This is a genomic window from Streptomyces sp. M2CJ-2 (assembly GCF_016757295.1).
Lineage (GTDB): Bacteria > Actinomycetota > Actinomycetes > Streptomycetales > Streptomycetaceae > Streptomyces.
Window position 1 is genome coordinate 21,621 of record NZ_JAESIF010000053.1, and the last position, 15,887, is coordinate 37,507.

Here is a 15,887-nt window from a genome sequence, read left to right on the forward strand (position 1 = left end):
CGGGGCACGTGCGGGTCGGACCGGGACGCGCGGCGCGGGCAGTGCTGCCGAGCGCGCGCGGTGTCGGAGGTACGGGGAGTCAGGAGGTACGGGGAGTGTCACGAGGCGCAGGGGGTGCGGAACGTGGTGGCGCGGAACGGGGAGGAATTCGGACGGGCGGGGTGGCGTCGGCCGGAACTCGAATGCTTCGGGAGAGCGCGCGTGCTCTCCCCGGACGTGGACTGTGCATGGCTTGTGCACGGGGTGGGGATGGACAGTTTTCGCCCAGACGTCCCCCAGGGCTACTCACCGGGATGACAATTTCTGACCTTGTCGACTCGGAAGTCACTCCGGTTCGTGAGTGTCTACCGAGCAGTACCGGGCAAACCGGGACGCTCTTCTTCCTTCCTGCCACGTGCCACCAGAATCCCTCCGGTCACCGCGAGCACGAATCCCGCCACGGCCGCGCCGACCGGAAGGGTCTCTCCCACCATGCGCAGCTGTCCGCTGTCGCGCTTCGCCTGCCGCACGGCCTCCTGCTGCGTCGCGGTCGTGAACGCGAGCTTCTCCGCGTCCAGCAGGACCGCCGCGTCCTCGTCCCCGCCCGGTGCCCGCAGCGTGCGCCGCGGGCCGGTCTGCGCGTAGATCACCCGGCCGGTGGCCTGGTCCACGACCAGCTCGAGACCGTGGTTGGAGTACCACTCCTCGGCCAGCACCTGCGGGCGGTCCGGCTCGTCCACGAGGGTGCCCGGCACCAGCCGGGTACCGGTCTTCGTCGCCGGTACCGAGGCGGTGAACCGGTAACCCGTGTACCCCTGGACCTTCTCGGTGCCCCGGTAGCGCATCACGACCGTGTCGCCGAGGGTGTTGTCCCACCACTGGTAGGAGCGCTTCTGCACGTCGAAGGGGAACTTGAGGTACGCCTCGCCCTCGATGCGGGGCTTCTCCTCGCAGCAGTGGACCGGCTTCGTGGTCCTGCGGTCCAGCACCCAGCGGTGCGGGGAGAAGTCCAGCGCGTCGTGCGGATCGGCGGCCGGCAGCGAGGCGTCGGTGTCCACCGTGGTGATCACGTCCCACACGGCGTTCCCGCTGTCCACGCTCGCCTCGACGTTCCCGCGCACCCGCTGGGTGACGGTGATCGCCTGACCCGGCACGGTCTCGACCCGGTCGAGGTCGAACACGCTGCCCCGGCCGGTGTAGACGGCGGTGGTGTCGATGTCGACCGGGTTCACCGCGGCACGTGGCTGCACGTACCAGGCCAACAGGGGGGCCAGCACCAGCAGGAACGTTCCGAGACCGAGCACGACCAGGGAAAGGGGGGAGGCTGTACGGCGCATCCGGGCACTCCAGAGGCTTGGGACGGATCGGCGCTGACAGGCCGGATCCGTAGAGGAAAACGCGCGTGCGAGAGGGGCGGAGCCATCCGGCACCCCCTGCGGGCCGGGACCGAACTCCCTCTGGGCCGGGAACCGTAAACGCCCCTTGACGGAGTGTCAATGCGCACTCGACACTGGGGAACGACGGACAAGGGTGGCGGAACGCGCTTTCGGGGGGTGGGGAAATCCTCCGACCAGAGAGGCTGACCCTGAGATGTCCAGACTGCTCGCCGCCGCGCTGACGGTGGCGCTCGCCTCGGCCCTCGCCGTGGGCGCGGCGCTCGGCGTGGTCGCGCTGCTCGATGTCACCCCCGACCAGCCGAACACGCCGTTGATCACCTACGAGCACGCCGGTCAGGGAGCTGGCGGGTGACGGCGACCACCACCGTCCCGGCCCGCTCCGCCTGGCGCGACGTCCCGCGCTCCCAGGTGCACCGGTTCGCCGGGATCGCCATGGCCGAGGCACCGGCACTCGCCGAAGAGATCATGAGCGAGATCCAGCGCGAGTACCCCGAACTCCCCGTCGTGCTCGACGACTCCGGCGAACCGATGGCTCTCATCGGCATCCGCCGCGCCATCGAGGTGTTCGTGCAGCACCTGGAGCACGCCGACTACTCGGCGGGCCGCCCCACGGCACCGCCCGGCCTGTTTCACGACTTCGGGCGCGGTGAGGGCCTGCACGGACGGTCGCTGGACTCGCTCCAGGCGATCTACCGGCTCGGTGTCCGCATGGCCTGGCGGCGGCTCGCCGAGATCGGCCAGCGCATCGACATCCCGCCGCCCGCCATGTACGAACTCGCCGACGCGGGCTACGCGTATCTGGACGGACTGGTCGACCAGTCCGTCCGCGGCTACGCCGAGGCCGCCGCCCGGCAGGCGGGTGAACGGCTGCGGCTGCAGCGCCGGCTGATGGAACTCCTGCTCACCGAGCACCACCGGGGCGATCCGGCCGAAGCGCTCGCCGAGCGGGCCGCCCGCGTCGGCTGGCCGCTGCCCGGGAAGGTCGCGGTGGGCGTCCTCAGGCGCCCCGCCCGGGAGGCGGTGGCGCCCGCCGTGGGGTCGGAGGTGCTGCTCGACATGGAGTACGAGCAGCCTCGCATGATCGTCCCCGAACCGGACGCCGCCGGCCGCCCCGAACTGCTGCACCGCGCGCTCACCGGCTGGTCCGGCGCGATCGGACCGCCGGTGCCGCCGGCCGACGCGGCGAAGTCGCTGCGCTGGGCCGAGGCCGCCCTGCTCCTGATGGAGCGCGGGCTGCTGCCCGCCGACGAGGTGCTGCACTGCACCCGGCACACCCAGGCACTGGTGCTGCTCCAGCCCGAGGAACTCATCGACGACCTCGCGCTCAAGTGCCTCGCCCCCCTGGCCCACTGCACCCCCACGAACGGGCGGCGGCTCGCGGAGACGCTGCTGGCGTGGCTGGAGACCCGGGGCGGCGCGCCCGAGGTGGCGGCACGGCTCGGCGTGCACCCGCAGACCGTCCGCTACCGGCTGCGGCAGATCCGCGAACTGTGGGGCGACGAGATCGACGACCCGGACCACCGCTTCGAACTGGAACTGGTCCTCCGCGCCCAGCGGCTCCGCGGCGAACTGGGCGAACCCCGCCCCCGGGGGTGACCGGCGGTGCCCGGTGGGGCCATGATCCCGCCGGGCACCGCCGGCCATTGCCCGGGGTGGTCCGGATGACTAGCCTGTGTTCGTCATTCCGGCCGCCTGTTGAAATATCGAACAGGCTGAGACAGACAGGGAGGGGGCCGGTCGTGGGACGCCTCGTACCAGCCGTGACCCGGGCTCTCGACATCCTCGAGCTCTTCCTCGACGGGGACGGGACGCTCTCCGCCCCCGACATCGTGCGCAGGCTCCAACTGCCGCGCACCACCGTGCACGAACTGGTGACCACGCTCGCCGCGCGGAAGTACATCGTCCCGGTGACCGGCCGGCCCGGCCGCTACCGGCTCGGCGTACGGCCGTACCAGCTCGGCGCCCGCTACGCCGAGCACCTCGACCTCGCCGCCGAGGGCCAGCAGGTGGCCCGGTCCGTCGCCGAGACCTGCGACGAGACGGTGCACGTGGCGATCCTGGAGGACACCGACGTCATCTACATCGCCAAGGTGGACTCCACCCACGCGGTGCGGATGGTGTCGGCGGCCGGCCGCCGGCTGCCCGCCCACTGCACCTCCGTGGGCAAGATGCTGCTGGCCTCCCTCCCCGAGCGGGAACTCGCCGCGCGTCTGCCCGCCGACGCCGAGCTGGCCGCGATGACCCCCGACAGCATCACCGACCCGGCCGCCCTGCGCGAGGCCCTCGCGCAGATCCGCGCCCGGGGCGTCGCCGTGGAGAGCCGCGAGTCCAACCCGGACGTCAGCTGCGTGGCCGCGCCGGTCCGCGACCGCACCGGGCAGGTGGTCGCCGCGCTGTCCGTCTCCGTGCCGATGATCCGCTGGAGCGAGGAGCGCCTCACCGAACTGGAGCAGCTCGCCGTCAAGGGCGCCGACGACCTGTCCGAGCGGCTCGGCCACCGGGGGGCCTCATGACCGACGGCACCTCCTACGAGGTCGCGGTCCGCGCGGAGTCCGTTCTCGGCGAGGGCCCCACCTGGGACCCGGCGACCGGCCGGCTGCTGTGGATCGACATCCTCAACTCCCGGATCCACACCTACGATCCGGCCACCGGCCGGCGCACCCTGCGCCGGACCGAACAGCACGTGGGCGCCGTCAAGCCCCGCGCGGGCGGCGGCCTGGTCCTCAACCTGCGCGACGGGATCGGCCTGCTCGACCCCGACGACACCTTCCGCTGGCTGCGCCACGAGCCCGTCCCCGGCCGCCGCGGCAACGACGCCGCCGTCGCCCCCGACGGCACGCTGTGGGCCGGCACCATGCGCTACGACGAGACCGCCGGCGGCGGCACCCTCTCCCGGGTCACCGGCGACGGCACGGCCGAGGTCGTCCTCGACGACGTGACGGTGAGCAACGGCACCGGCTGGAGCCCCGACGGCCGCCTGATGTACTACGTCGACACCCCCACCCGCCGCATCGACGTCCTCGACGTCGACGCCGCCTCCGGCTCGGTCACCGGCCGCCGCCCGCTGGCCGCGATCGAGGACGGAGCGGGATTCCCCGACGGTCTCACCGTGGACGCCGAGGGCTGCGTGTGGGTGGCGCTGTGGGACGGCGCCGCGGTCCGCCGCTACACCCCGTCCGGAGCCCTGGACCGGGTGGTGGAACTCCCGGTCCCCCGTGTCACGGCCTGTGCCTTCGGCGGCCCCGGCCTGAGCGACCTGTACGTCACCACGGCCCGTGTGGGCCTGCCCTCCCCGCCCCCGCTCTCCGGCTCCCTCCTGGTGATCCCGGACGCGGGCAAGGGACTCGCCCCGCCCGCGTTCGCGGGCTGACGACGCACCCCGGCCGCCGTACCCCACGCCCCTGCACCCCAGGGCTCACACCCCCGTACGGTCCAGCCGCTCGAGGACCTTCCGCTCGCCCGGGGTCAACGGCGGTTCGGTCGACGGGGGCAGGGGGGAGCCGGTGAGGGCGGCGAGGGCCGCGGTGGGACGGAACACGCGGGTCGCCGGTGCGCGCAGGCTGGTGACGTCCCAGAGCGCCGAGGCCGCCGGATAGGAGCCGGTGGCCGCCCGCGTCACCCGCCGCGTGTACGCCGAGACGACCCGGTCGGCGGCGGTCGGCGCACCGCCGCGCACCCCCGGGTACAGCACGTCCTGACTGACCGCCATGGACCAGGCCCCCTCCGCCGACCGTGCCGCACCCCGCAGCGTCCGCCGGGCGAGACCGGGCGCGCCGAGGTCGCCGCCGGCCCGCTCCAGCTCCCGGCCGAGCACCCGCGCGCCGAACGCGGCCACCGACATGCCGTGCCCGTACGCGGGGTTGAACGTGGCCAGCGCGTCCCCGAGGACCACGAAGCCGTCCGGCCACCGCGGGAGCTTCTCCAGATACCGCCGCACATTGCTGGTCGACCGGCTCAGGTGCACGTCGGTGAGGGCTTCTGCACCGGAGACCAGCCGCCCCACGATCGGGTCGGGCAGGTCGAGCATGTACCGCAGGAAACCCTCCGGGTCCGACGGCGGCTCACCACCGCGTGAGCCGCCGCAGCTCACCAGCCACCGGCCGCCCTCGATCGGCATGACCATCGCGCTCCGTGCCGGCCGGGACGCGAACGGGTCGGCCTGCACGATCGTCAGCGGGAACAGCTCCGCGCCGTCCGGCACCCGGTAGATGCGCGTCGCGTTGACCAGGCCGGAGTCCACGGTCCGTGCCCGGACGCCGGACAGTCCGAGCCCGTCCAGCCAGCTCACGACCCGCGTACCGCGTCCGCTCGCGTCGACCACGAGGTCGGCGTCGAGGTCCTCCTCCCCGGCCGGGTCCCCGCCGGGGGCCGCCACCCGCACCCCGCGCACCCGCCCGGCGGTGCCCGTCAGCCCCACCGCCGCCGCCTTGCGGATCTCCACCTGCGCGTGTTCCTCCAGCACCGCGGTGCGTATCACCCAGTCCAGCAGGGCCCGGCTGCACGTCAGCATGGTCGGCCCCGGGCGCCGCCAGCGCCGGAGCCAGCCCTCGGAGGTGCGGGCCAGCATGCCCGAGCTGAGGGAGATCTCGTGCGCGCCGGCGGCGAGCAGCCGCCGCCGCGGGCTCACGCCCGGCAGCAGTTCCTCCATGGCGTCCAGCCCGCCGGCCATCAGCAGATGCGCGTGGCGTCCCTGCGGCAGGCCCCGGCGGTGCTCCGGGCCCTCGGGCAGGTCGTCGCGGTCCAGCACGACCACCTCGTCCACTCCGGCGTCGGACAGGGCGGCCGCGGCCAGCATGCCGGCCAGCCCGGCACCGATGACGACAGCTCTACGCGACATGGGGCTCCTCGGGTTCTTTCATGGATCCGGTCATGGAGGTCCGCGCCGCGCCGTCGTACGCGGAAGGCGCCGAAGGCGCGTTGCTCGTGGTGGCGGCCGGGACGGCCCCGTTCAAAGCCTGGGCCAGTTCCACCAGCCCGCTCGTGCCGGAGACCTCGGTGGCGTGCAGCCGGTAGCCGGCGTCCGTCTCGGGCGGCTCCTCGCGGGCCGCGGCCCGGCGCGCGGCGTCGGTGAGCATGGCCGCCTCCGCCGCCAGCCGGGCCTCGTACGGGGAGCGGCCGGCGGCCAGGGCGGTGTCCCGCACCCGCTCACGGACCCGGTGGTCGAAGTACGGCGCCAGGGCGAGCAGGGCGTCGTGGATGGACACCTCACGCCACTGCAGCCGGACCTGGGGGAGCTGCCACCAGTCGGTGGGCGGCTCGGGGGCGGTGGACGCCGACCGCACCAGGTACCACAGCGGGGCCAGCCGCCGGTGGTCGCGCAACCCCCGCCACTGGGCACGGGCCGGCGGCACCAGCCTCGGCAGCGCGAAACCCGCCGAGCAGACCACCGCGCCCAGCGACGCCATCGGCGGGGCGACGTGGGTGGACAGGAAGTCGAGGTCGTGTCCCGTCCAACGGGCCACGACCGCCGTGTACTTGGCCAACTGGAAGCCCACCACGTCCAGCAGCGTGCCCAGCAGGATCAGCCGCAGCCCGGTCCGCAGCAGCCCGGTGACCTCACGGGCCCACCGCAGGCACATCGCGCACATCACCAGCGTGGCCGCGCTGTGCCCGACCAGGTACAGCAGGATCATCTCCCGCATGAACGGGGTGTTCGCGTAGTAGGTGTCGAGATCGGTCAGCCGCTCCGTGCCCGCGTCGGCCAGCGCGAACAGCGCGACGATGGCGAGCACCACCAGACCGTAGGCGGTCACGCTGCGCAGCACCATGCGCCGTACCCGCTCGCGGGGCCCGCCCCGCCAGTTGACCAGCAGGACGAGCATGGCGCAGCTGTACGCGGAGAGCATGCCGTAGGTCATCGGCGCACCGAAGTTGGGGACGCCGGTGAGACCGTTGACGGCGGCCAGGGTCGCCGGGGCGGCGCAGACGAAGACCATGGCGCCGAGGACGATCGCCACACAGGTGGACAGGGTCAGCGGCTTGCGCAGGGCGGTGCGCGGGCGGCGCAGCACCAGGAGGGAGGACATCCCGAACACGAACGCCGCCAGGTACACGACGAGACTCACACGGCACCACTCCCGGCGCCCGTCCTGGCCGTGCCGGCGGGCATGCCGCTCCGCGCCGCCGGCGGACCCGGCATCACCGGCGCCGGTGCCAGGTCCGGTGTCGAGTCCGGTACCGGGTCCGCCGGTGCGGTGCCGGCCAGGGCGTCGGCGATCCGGACCAGTCCGGCCGGTCCCGGAACCCGGCCGAGGAGCCGTCCGGAGCCGTGGGTCGGCGGGACCCGCCCGGGGTCGGCCTCGTCCCGTACCGCGGTGACGATCACCGCGGCCCAGGCGGCCGCCTCGGCCCACTGGGCGTCGGCCGTCGTCTCGAGCGCGAAGGCACGGGTCCGGTCGAACAGGCCCCGGTCGAAGTAGGCGTCCAGGTGGCTCAGCGCGTTGTGGATGCTGGTCTGACGCCACACCAGGCGGGCGGCCGGGGAGGCGAGCCGGGGCCGGGGCAGCCGCAGCGTCCGGCGGACGAGCAGGTCGTCGAGTGCCCGCTCCAGCGGTGCGAGCCGGGCGTACGTCCGGCGGGCCCGCCGCCACCGGGTCACCCTGGGTGTCACCAGCGGCGCCAGCACCCCCGTGACGGTCAGCAGGGCGCCCAGCCCGGCGGCGGCCGGGGAGACGGTGGTCCCGAGCGCCGACCAGTCCCGGCCGGACCAGCGGGCGGCCACCGCGACGAGCTTGGCCAGGCTGTAGCCGGCGCCGCACAGCGCGCCCGCCCCCATCAGGGTCAGGCCCACCCGCAGCCCGCCCCGCACCCGGCGGGCCCAGCGCAGCGACGACACGGCGGTCACGGTCACCGCGGCGAGGTGCGCGACCAGGTACAGCACGATCATCTGGGCGATGTACGGGGTCGTCGCGTAGTAGGTGTCCAGGTCGGTGCGGCGTTCCACCGGCGTGTCACCGAGGGCGAAGGTCACCGCGATGCCGGCCAGGACACAGAGGTAGGCGAGCAGCCAGCGGCGGGCCGTGCGGCGCACTCCGGGCCCGCCGCGCCAGTGGACGACGAGGACCTGGGAGGCGGCGCAGTAGGCGGTGATCGCCGCGTACGTCAGCGGCGCCGCGAGGTTCGGCACTCCGCTCAGCCGGTTGATCGCGCCGACCGTCGGCGGTGCCCCGAGGAAGAAGCACAGCCCGGCCAGCCCCAGCACCGCGCAGATGGCCCGCAGATACGGGTCGCGCCGGTGCCGCAGCAGATCCGGGGCCCGCACCAGCAGGCCGGTCCAGAAGGCCCCGCAACTGACGTAGTTGATCAGGCCGTTCATCGTCTCGTCCCGCGGTGGTTGAGCGCGGCGCCGATGCGTCCGGCGAGGTCCTGCGGTTCCCCGGAGCCGCCGCCCTCCGCGGCGAACACGGAGTCGGTGGAGGCCTCCAGCCAGGTGCGCAGCCGACGGCCCATCAACATGCCGAAACGATCGGCCTCCTGCTCCTCGGCCAGGCTGAAGTCGGTGCGTGCGGCGACGGACTGGACGGAGCCGTCGGACGCGGACGGGGAGGTGGTCTGCCGCCGGTTCATGTGCCACACCTCGTGGCAGAAGATCACGATCTGGTGCCACACCGCGGCCCGCTCGTCCACCACCACGTAGTCGTGGTTGTCCCGCTCCAGCCACAGCCCGCTCGCGGTGTGCGGCGGGAACGCCGCCCGGTGGACGCGGACTTCACGCCCCCGCCAGGCGCCGACGGAGGCGACGAGCGCCTGGAAGAGAACCTCGGGCTCCGCCGGGACCGGCACCCGGATGGGATCGATGAGGGCGTCGGCGAGGCGACGCATCTCCTTCCTGGTGCGCACCGTTGTCTCCCTCGTCTCACTCGCCTCCTCGGCCCCTCGGAGGTGATCTCAAGGCCGTTCGAGACTACGCGTCGTCCGTGTCCACGTCATGCGAACCGGTGACGCCCCGCCACCACGGGCGGGCGCGCGAACCGGGGCCGGGCCCCGAGTTCTCGTCCGAACCATTGACGTGTCCCCGCTCGGCCCTTACGGTCCGTTCGAAGTTACGGGCGTCCTCCGATATTTCGAACAACCCGTGTGAGGTGCGGCCCGTACGGGCGTGACTCCTCCGACCACGACCTCCCGACGGATGGGGCAGGGCATGGGACGACCTGGTCTGGATCGCAGGCACCCACCGGCCGCGGCGGGCGTCGCGCACACCGGCCTCGCCGACCGGTGACGCCCACCGCCGTACCCGCACCGGCACCCGTGCCCGCACCGGCCGTGCGGACACGGGCGAACCCCCGAAAGGACAAAGATGCGCACCGCCCGTTTCACCCTCGACCCCGCCTTCACCGTCGGCCCGGTCGACCCCCGCCTCTTCGGCTCCTTCGTCGAACACCTCGGCCGCTGCGTCTACACCGGCATCCACGAACCCGGCCACCCCACCGCCGACGCCGACGGCCTGCGCACCGACGTCCTGGACCTGGTCCGCGAACTCGGCGTCACCGCGATCCGCTACCCCGGCGGCAACTTCGTCTCCGGTCACAGGTGGGAGGACTCCGTCGGCCCCGTCGAGGACCGCCCGCGCCGCCTCGACCTCGCCTGGCACTCCACCGAGACCAACCGCTTCGGCCTGTCCGAGTACATCTCCTTCCTGCGGAAGATCGGCCCGCGGGCCGAGCCCGTGATGGCCGTCAACCTCGGCACCCGGGGCGTCACCGAGGCACTCGAACTCCAGGAGTACGCCAACCACCCCGCCGGCACCGCCCTGTCCGACCTGCGCGCCGCGCACGGCGACAAGGACCCCTTCGGCATCCGGCTGTGGTGCCTGGGCAACGAGATGGACGGCCCCTGGCAGACCGGCCACAAGACCGCCGAGGAGTACGGCCGCCTCGCCGCCGAGACCGCCCGCGCCATGCGCCGGCAGGATCCCGGCGTCGAACTGGTCGCCTGCGGCTCCTCGGGCCGGTCCATGCCCACCTTCGCCGCCTGGGAGGCGGCGGTCCTCACCGAGACCTACGACCTGGTCGACCACATCTCCCTGCACGCCTACTACGAGCCGCACGACGGCGACCTCGACTCCTTCCTCGCCTCCGCCGTCGACATGGAGTCCTTCATCGAGGAGACCGTCGCCACCTGCGACCACGTCGGCGCGAAGCTCAAGTCCACGAAGAAGATCAACCTCTCCTTCGACGAGTGGAACGTCTGGTACATGTCCCGCCTGCAGGAACGGGCGACGACCTTCGCGCAGGACGACTGGCCCGAGGCGCCGCGCCTGCTGGAGGACGACTACAGCGTCACCGACGCCGTCGTGTTCGGCTCGCTCCTCATCGCCCTGCTCCGGCACGCCGACCGGGTCAAGATCGCCTGCCTCGCCCAGCTCGTCAACGTCATCGCGCCGATCATGACCGAGCCGGGCGGCCCCGCCTGGCGCCAGACGACGTTCCACCCGTTCGCGCAGGCCTCCCGGTACGGCAGGGGCGAGGTCCTCGACGTCCGGGTGGACTCACCGACGTACGAGACGGCCCGGTACGGCACCGCCGACCTGCTGCACGCCACCGCCGTACGCGCCGACGACGGCACGGTCACCGTGTTCGCCGTCAACCGGGGCCGCACCGGGACGCTGCCGCTGGAGATCGCCCTCGGCGGCCTCGGCCTCACCACGGTCGTGGAACACACCGTCCTCGCGGACGCCGACCCCGACGCCCGCAACACCCTCGACGAACCCGAGCGGGTCACCCCGCACCCGGCCGAGGGCACGACCCTGGCGGACGGGCGGCTCACCGCCGTACTGGAACCGCTGTCCTGGAACGTGATCCGACTGGCCTGAGCCCGACAGCGTGACGAAGGGGGCCGCCGGGGCGGTGGCGTCACCGTCCCGGGGACTCCACCGCCTCCACCGGCACCCCGCCGCGCGCCGCGCCCAGCAGCGTCAGCCGCACCTCGCCCGGACCAGCGGGTGTGGTCCCGTCGGACAGCACCGCCAGAGCCAGTGTGTTGGACCCACGTGTGCGGAGGATCCCGTTCGGCAGCACAAAGGTGTGCTGCGGGCCCACATCGTTGATGTACTGACCCATGTTCCAGCCGTTCAGGAAGATCTGGACGCGGTAGGCGCGTTCCGGCTCGTCCTCGAGGACGAGACCGATCGACCCGTCCACGTCCGGATCGACGGCCAGCCGGAAGTCCGTCCGGTACCAGGCCACCCCCTGTCGCCGGTCCTCGCGCGGAAGGTCCACGGTCTCCCAGTCCCGGTCGTCGTGGCCCGGCAGATGCCAGCCCTCGCGCTCCCCGTACAGCCCGCCGTTGTTCAGCGCCCCCCGCACCCGGTCCGGCGCCTTCGCCCCCTGGATCCGCCAGCCGATCTCCCGGGAGGCGCCCTCGAAGGCGACGGAGGTCAGCCCGCGCACGGTCCTGGACGTGCCGTTCGTTTTCCCGTCTCCGTCCCCGGGCCCTTCCGTCTCCTCCCCGGCGTGCTGCATCGGCCGTACGAGCACGGACAGCACCCGCCCGCCCCGCTCGCGCAGCCGCTCGGGCACGGCGAAGGTGGCCGTGGCGGTCCAGGTGCCCCGGCCCACCGTGTCCTCGTCCGGCACCGGCATGCGGTGCGTGCCCAGCGGCTGCCCGTCCAGCCAGGCCATCAGCAGCCCCTGCGTCCCCGTGCGGTACGACAGGGACACCGAGCTGACGCCGCGGGCGTCCTCGAAGCGTCCCCGGTACCAGACGTCGCCGTAGTGGAAGCCGTAGTCGTCCGCGAACAGCACGGGCTGCCCGTCGGGCACGGGAGCGCCGCCGCGGGAGGCGGTGCGGTCGGCGACCGCCCACCGCGCGTCGTCGAAGTCCGGCTCGGCCTCCGGGTTCTCCGTCCGCCGCCGCCAGCCGTCGAGCACGGGCAGGGACGGCGCGGGCGTGCCCGGCAGCAGCCCTTTCAACACCAGGCTCCCGGCCCGGCTGGCCGTGGTGCGCACCGGCTGCCCGTTCCAGGTCACGGCGGTGACCCCGCGCGGCGCCCACACCTCCAGACCGGTCTCGCCGACGATGTCGCCGGTGAGGTGGACGGTGGCGCCCCGCAGCGTGGCCGAGCGCAGCAGCGCCGGACCGTGGACCAGCAGCGAGCCGGACGGGGTCTCGTAGGGCCACAGCCGCAGCGCGGTCGCGTCGTCGGCGAACAGCAGCAGCATGGGCGTCTTCGAGTCGCCGTCCTCGACCAGCACCCGGCTCAGCCCGCCCACCCCCAGCGGCGCCACCACGTTCAGCCGGCCCCGGGCGTAGGACCAGGCGGGCTCGTTGTCCAGCCGGTTGGTGAGCGGCTGGGCGTCACAGGCGAGGGAGACCTGAGCCGTCTCACCGGCCCGGCCCACGAACGCGGCGATGTCCTGCCGCCCGACGGCCAGCCGGAACATCGGCTGCGCGGTGGAGAACGCCAGCTTCCGCCGCCCCAGCTCCAGCCCGGTGACGAGCAGTCTGGCGTCCCGCGCCCCGACCGTCACGGGCACCTCGATCCCGGTGTCCGGCAGCGCGGAGGTGACCTGCTCGGCGGAGTCGTTGCGCAGGACGTACACCTGGGCGTCGGTGTCGGGGTTGGCCAGGTGGTGGACCTTGAGCCGGTCGTCCTCGGCCCGCACCTCGTCGGCCGGCTCCAGCCGGGCGAGGTCCGGCACGGTCCGCAACAGGTGCCCGAGCTGCTGCAGCGGGGCCAGCTTGGAGGTGGGCCGGCGGGCCTGGTTGATCGGGGCCCCGTAGTCGTACGAGGTGTACACGTCCGGCGAGGACAGCCATCCCCAGGACGTCCCGCCGACCGCCATGCGCACGGTGTGCGCGGTGATCCCGGTGGCGAGGCCGGTGAGAAGGCTGCTCCGCTCGTACGCGGGGTCCCACTTCTCGCGCACCCCGATGTACCCCCTGCCGCCGGAGGAGACCCCGCCCCAGGGGTCGGACGCACCGACGGCCGCCCCGGCGAAGAACCCGGGCGTCCGCAGCCCGTCAGCGCGGCCGTCGTCGTGGAACAGCGGTACGTCGATCCCGTCGGCGCGCACCTTCCGGTGGAGGTGGGACATGTGGGCGCCGCCGTCCGCTCCGCGGTACCGGTCCTCGAACTGGTACAGCAGCACCGTGCCGCCGCCGCCGGTGAACAGATGCCGGACGGCGATGGCGTCGACCGCGCCCAGCCACTCGTCCACGTGCCGCAGATACGCCGGGTCCGCGGTCCGGGCGGCCGCCCCCTCGGCGGCCCTCAGCCAGCCGGGGAGGCCATCGGCGTCCAGATCGGCGGACCCGAGGTACGGCCCCGGACGCAGGACGACGTACAGCCGCTCCTCGGCGGCCATGGTGAGGAACAGATCCAGGTCCCGCACACCGGTGAAGTCGTGCCGGCCGGGCGCGGGGGAGTGGAGGTTCCAGGGGACGGGGACACTGACCGCGTTGTGCCCGTGGGCGCGCAGCTTCTGCAGCACGTCCCGCCACAGCGACGGGCTCGGCAGCCGGAAGGGGTGCATCTCGCCCGACCACAGCACCAGCCGTCGGCCGTCGACCAGCAGCGAGTACCGGTCGAAGCCGACCTCGTGCCGCTCGCCGTCCGCGCGCGGCACCGCGGGCGGCGGGCCCGTCGGCACGGCCTGCGCCGGGTGCGTGCCGGTCGCCGCCTTGCTGCCGGCCAGCGCGAGGCCGAGCGCCGCCGTTCCGGCCAGCGCGGTGAAGGTACGCCTGCTGAGCTCCAAGGGAGCCGCCTCCTGGTGTGCTGCTTGTGCTCCTGGTGGGCCATTGTCTACGGATCGGCCCGCCGGTGTTCACGCGAGGTTCCCGGTACGTCCGTTTCGCCCGGTACGAGTGAGGCCGGCGGGGCTCGGGCGGGCCGTTCCCCTTCCGTTTCCCCTGTGAACGCTCCGCCGGTCCGTACGGGGTGAATGGCCGGAGTTCATCCTGCCCGCCGGTCGCCGCGCTGCGTACGATGCGAGCGCTCCCGGCCTTCACGCCACCTTCATGCCTCCTTCACGAGGGCCGGGGGCCCATGTGCCCGCATTCTTGTCAGGTGCATGACGCTTCAACGAAAGAGAATGGCGACACGGGTACGACGTCGCACCCCCCATCGACCGGATTGGGAGAACCATGGCTGGTGGCCTGCTCCTCGGCGGCGCGGTGGCCGCGCTGCTCACCGCCGCGATACCCGCGCACAACCCGTCCTCCGTGTTCGACGACCCGCCCTCGGACAGGATCGTCATCGACATCGCCACGGTGAACGGCTCCGGCTGTCCCAAGGGCACGGCCGCGGTCGCCGTCTCCGAGGACAACACCGCGTTCACCGTGACCTACAGCGACTACCTCGCCCAGGCGGGCGGCAACTCCGACCCCACGGCATCCCGCAAGAACTGCCAGCTCAGCCTCGTCGTCCACGTCCCCCAGGGCTTCACCTACGCCATCGCCAGCGCCGACTACCGAGGCTTCGCCGCCCTCCAGCGCGGCGCGAAGGGCACCCAGCGGGCGTCGTACTACTTCCAGGGCTCCCCGAACACGGAGTACCGCACCCACACCTACGACGGCCCCCACGACGACAACTGGCAGGCCACGGACACCACCGACTGGGCCCAGCTCGTCTACGCCCCCTGCGGCGTCCTGCGCAACTTCAACATCAACACCGAACTGCGCGTCAGCGCGGGCACCGTGTCCCCCGGCAAGGTCAGTTTCATGACCATGGACTCCACCGACGGGGACATCAGCACCACCTACCACATGGCCTGGAAGGAGTGCCCGGCCTCCTGACCTGCCGGGTTCGCGTGCACACCGGAGGAAGCCGGCTCGCCCTCCCGTCGATCCAGGAGGGCGCGGTCCGGCTCCTCCGGTGAACGGGCGTGCGCAGTGGGTCGCCCGAGATGCCGGACCGCTGTCGTGGTACTAGGCTCGATTGCTGAATGCCGCACGCACGGCACGCCCGGCCGACCGGTTCCCGGTAGAGCGGACCAAGGCCACAGTGACCGCCCGCGAGGGGCGACCTGGAGGCGTCGGCGGTCGAGCCCGTGCTCGAGACGACATGCGGTGACATCAGAAGACCCTGCCGCAATTCCGACTTGCGGCTGCGGCCGCCCGTTCCCGCGCTTCCTTCCGGAGCCGCGGGAGATGATGGAGCGAGAGGTATTCCCATGCGAGCACAACGCGCGAAGCGTCTGGCCGCGGTGTCCGCCGCCGGGCTGGTGATGGCCGGTGGCGTCGCGGTGGGCACGGCAGGCACCGCTTCGGCGTCCGTCGCGTCCTATAGCCACAGCCAGAGCCAGGGCGACCACCACGACGGCTACGGTCGCGGCGGTGACCACGACGGCTACGGTCGCGGCGGTGACCGCGACGGCTACGGTCGCGGCGGTGACCACGACGGCTACTACAACCGCGGCGGCGACCACGACGGCTACTACAACCGCGGCGGCCACCACGACGGCTACGGTCGCGGCGGTGACCACGACGGCTACGGTCGCGGCGGTGACCACGACGGCTACTACAACCGCGGCGGCGACCACGACGGCTACTACAACCGCGGCGGCCACCACA

Annotated in this window: 12 protein-coding genes; 6 read left to right on the forward strand and 6 right to left on the reverse strand. The window is 73.1% G+C overall.

The genetic code is table 11. The features are described from left to right. Window positions 1-344 precede the first annotated feature (344 nt). A complete protein-coding gene (locus JL475_RS29030; protein ID WP_202280936.1) occupies window positions 345-1,316 on the reverse strand; it encodes a DUF3068 domain-containing protein in 972 nt (323 codons plus the stop codon). Window positions 1,317-1,569: 253 nt separating this feature from the next. Between JL475_RS29030 and JL475_RS29035 the strand changes: the two genes are divergently transcribed. The 4 genes from JL475_RS29035 to JL475_RS29050 all read left to right on the forward strand — a co-directional run bounded on the left by JL475_RS29035 (window position 1,570) and on the right by JL475_RS29050 (window position 4,746). After that, window positions 1,570-1,728, forward strand: a complete 159-nt coding sequence (locus tag JL475_RS29035) for a hypothetical protein (protein ID WP_202280937.1) — start codon at window positions 1,570-1,572, stop codon at window positions 1,726-1,728. Continuing rightward, on the forward strand, window positions 1,725-2,972 hold the full coding sequence (locus JL475_RS29040; protein ID WP_202280938.1) for a helix-turn-helix domain-containing protein: 1,248 nt from the start codon (window positions 1,725-1,727) through the stop codon (window positions 2,970-2,972). Before JL475_RS29035 ends, JL475_RS29040 begins: the two co-directional genes overlap by 4 nt. Before the next feature lie 143 nt (window positions 2,973-3,115). Then, on the forward strand, window positions 3,116-3,889 hold the full coding sequence (locus JL475_RS29045) for an IclR family transcriptional regulator (RefSeq protein WP_202280939.1): 774 nt from the start codon (window positions 3,116-3,118) through the stop codon (window positions 3,887-3,889). Beyond that, entirely contained in the window at window positions 3,886-4,746 is an 861-nt protein-coding gene (locus JL475_RS29050) for an SMP-30/gluconolactonase/LRE family protein (protein WP_202280940.1), read from the forward strand. The genes JL475_RS29045 and JL475_RS29050 overlap by 4 nt, the downstream gene beginning before the upstream one ends. A gap of 45 nt (window positions 4,747-4,791) precedes the next feature. Here JL475_RS29050 and JL475_RS29055 read toward each other — a convergent pair whose 3' ends face one another. From JL475_RS29055 to JL475_RS29070, 4 genes are read right to left on the reverse strand one after another with little or no spacing between them, the layout of a single operon-like run. Next, a complete protein-coding gene (locus JL475_RS29055) occupies window positions 4,792-6,213 on the reverse strand; it encodes an FAD-binding protein (RefSeq protein WP_202280941.1) in 1,422 nt (473 codons plus the stop codon). Further along, window positions 6,203-7,441 (reverse strand): MAB_1171c family putative transporter, encoded by a 1,239-nt coding sequence (locus JL475_RS29060; protein WP_202280942.1) that lies wholly within the window; start codon window positions 7,439-7,441, stop codon window positions 6,203-6,205. Before JL475_RS29060 ends, JL475_RS29055 begins: the two co-directional genes overlap by 11 nt. Continuing rightward, window positions 7,438-8,691: an MAB_1171c family putative transporter gene (locus JL475_RS29065; RefSeq protein WP_237408584.1), complete on the reverse strand. Its 1,254-nt coding sequence runs from the start codon at window positions 8,689-8,691 to the stop codon at window positions 7,438-7,440. The genes JL475_RS29060 and JL475_RS29065 overlap by 4 nt, the downstream gene beginning before the upstream one ends. Beyond that, the gene (locus JL475_RS29070) at window positions 8,688-9,215 is read right to left on the reverse strand and encodes a toxin (RefSeq protein ID WP_202280943.1); all 528 of its coding nucleotides are present in this window, start codon (window positions 9,213-9,215) and stop codon (window positions 8,688-8,690) included. The genes JL475_RS29065 and JL475_RS29070 overlap by 4 nt, the downstream gene beginning before the upstream one ends. Window positions 9,216-9,672: 457 nt before the next feature. Between JL475_RS29070 and JL475_RS29075 the strand changes: the two genes are divergently transcribed. Further along, window positions 9,673-11,187 carry an alpha-N-arabinofuranosidase gene (locus tag JL475_RS29075; protein ID WP_202280944.1) on the forward strand — a complete coding sequence of 505 codons (1,515 nt, stop codon included), beginning with the start codon at window positions 9,673-9,675 and terminating at the stop codon, window positions 11,185-11,187. 40 nt (window positions 11,188-11,227) lie between these two features. Here JL475_RS29075 and JL475_RS29080 read toward each other — a convergent pair whose 3' ends face one another. Continuing rightward, window positions 11,228-14,071: a beta-galactosidase gene (locus JL475_RS29080; protein ID WP_202280945.1), complete on the reverse strand. Its 2,844-nt coding sequence runs from the start codon at window positions 14,069-14,071 to the stop codon at window positions 11,228-11,230. A 388-nt stretch (window positions 14,072-14,459) separates the two neighbouring features. Between JL475_RS29080 and JL475_RS29085 the strand changes: the two genes are divergently transcribed. Then, complete coding sequence (locus tag JL475_RS29085; RefSeq protein WP_202280946.1) at window positions 14,460-15,110, forward strand: DUF4360 domain-containing protein; 651 nt, start codon at window positions 14,460-14,462, stop codon at window positions 15,108-15,110. Window positions 15,111-15,887 lie beyond the last annotated feature (777 nt).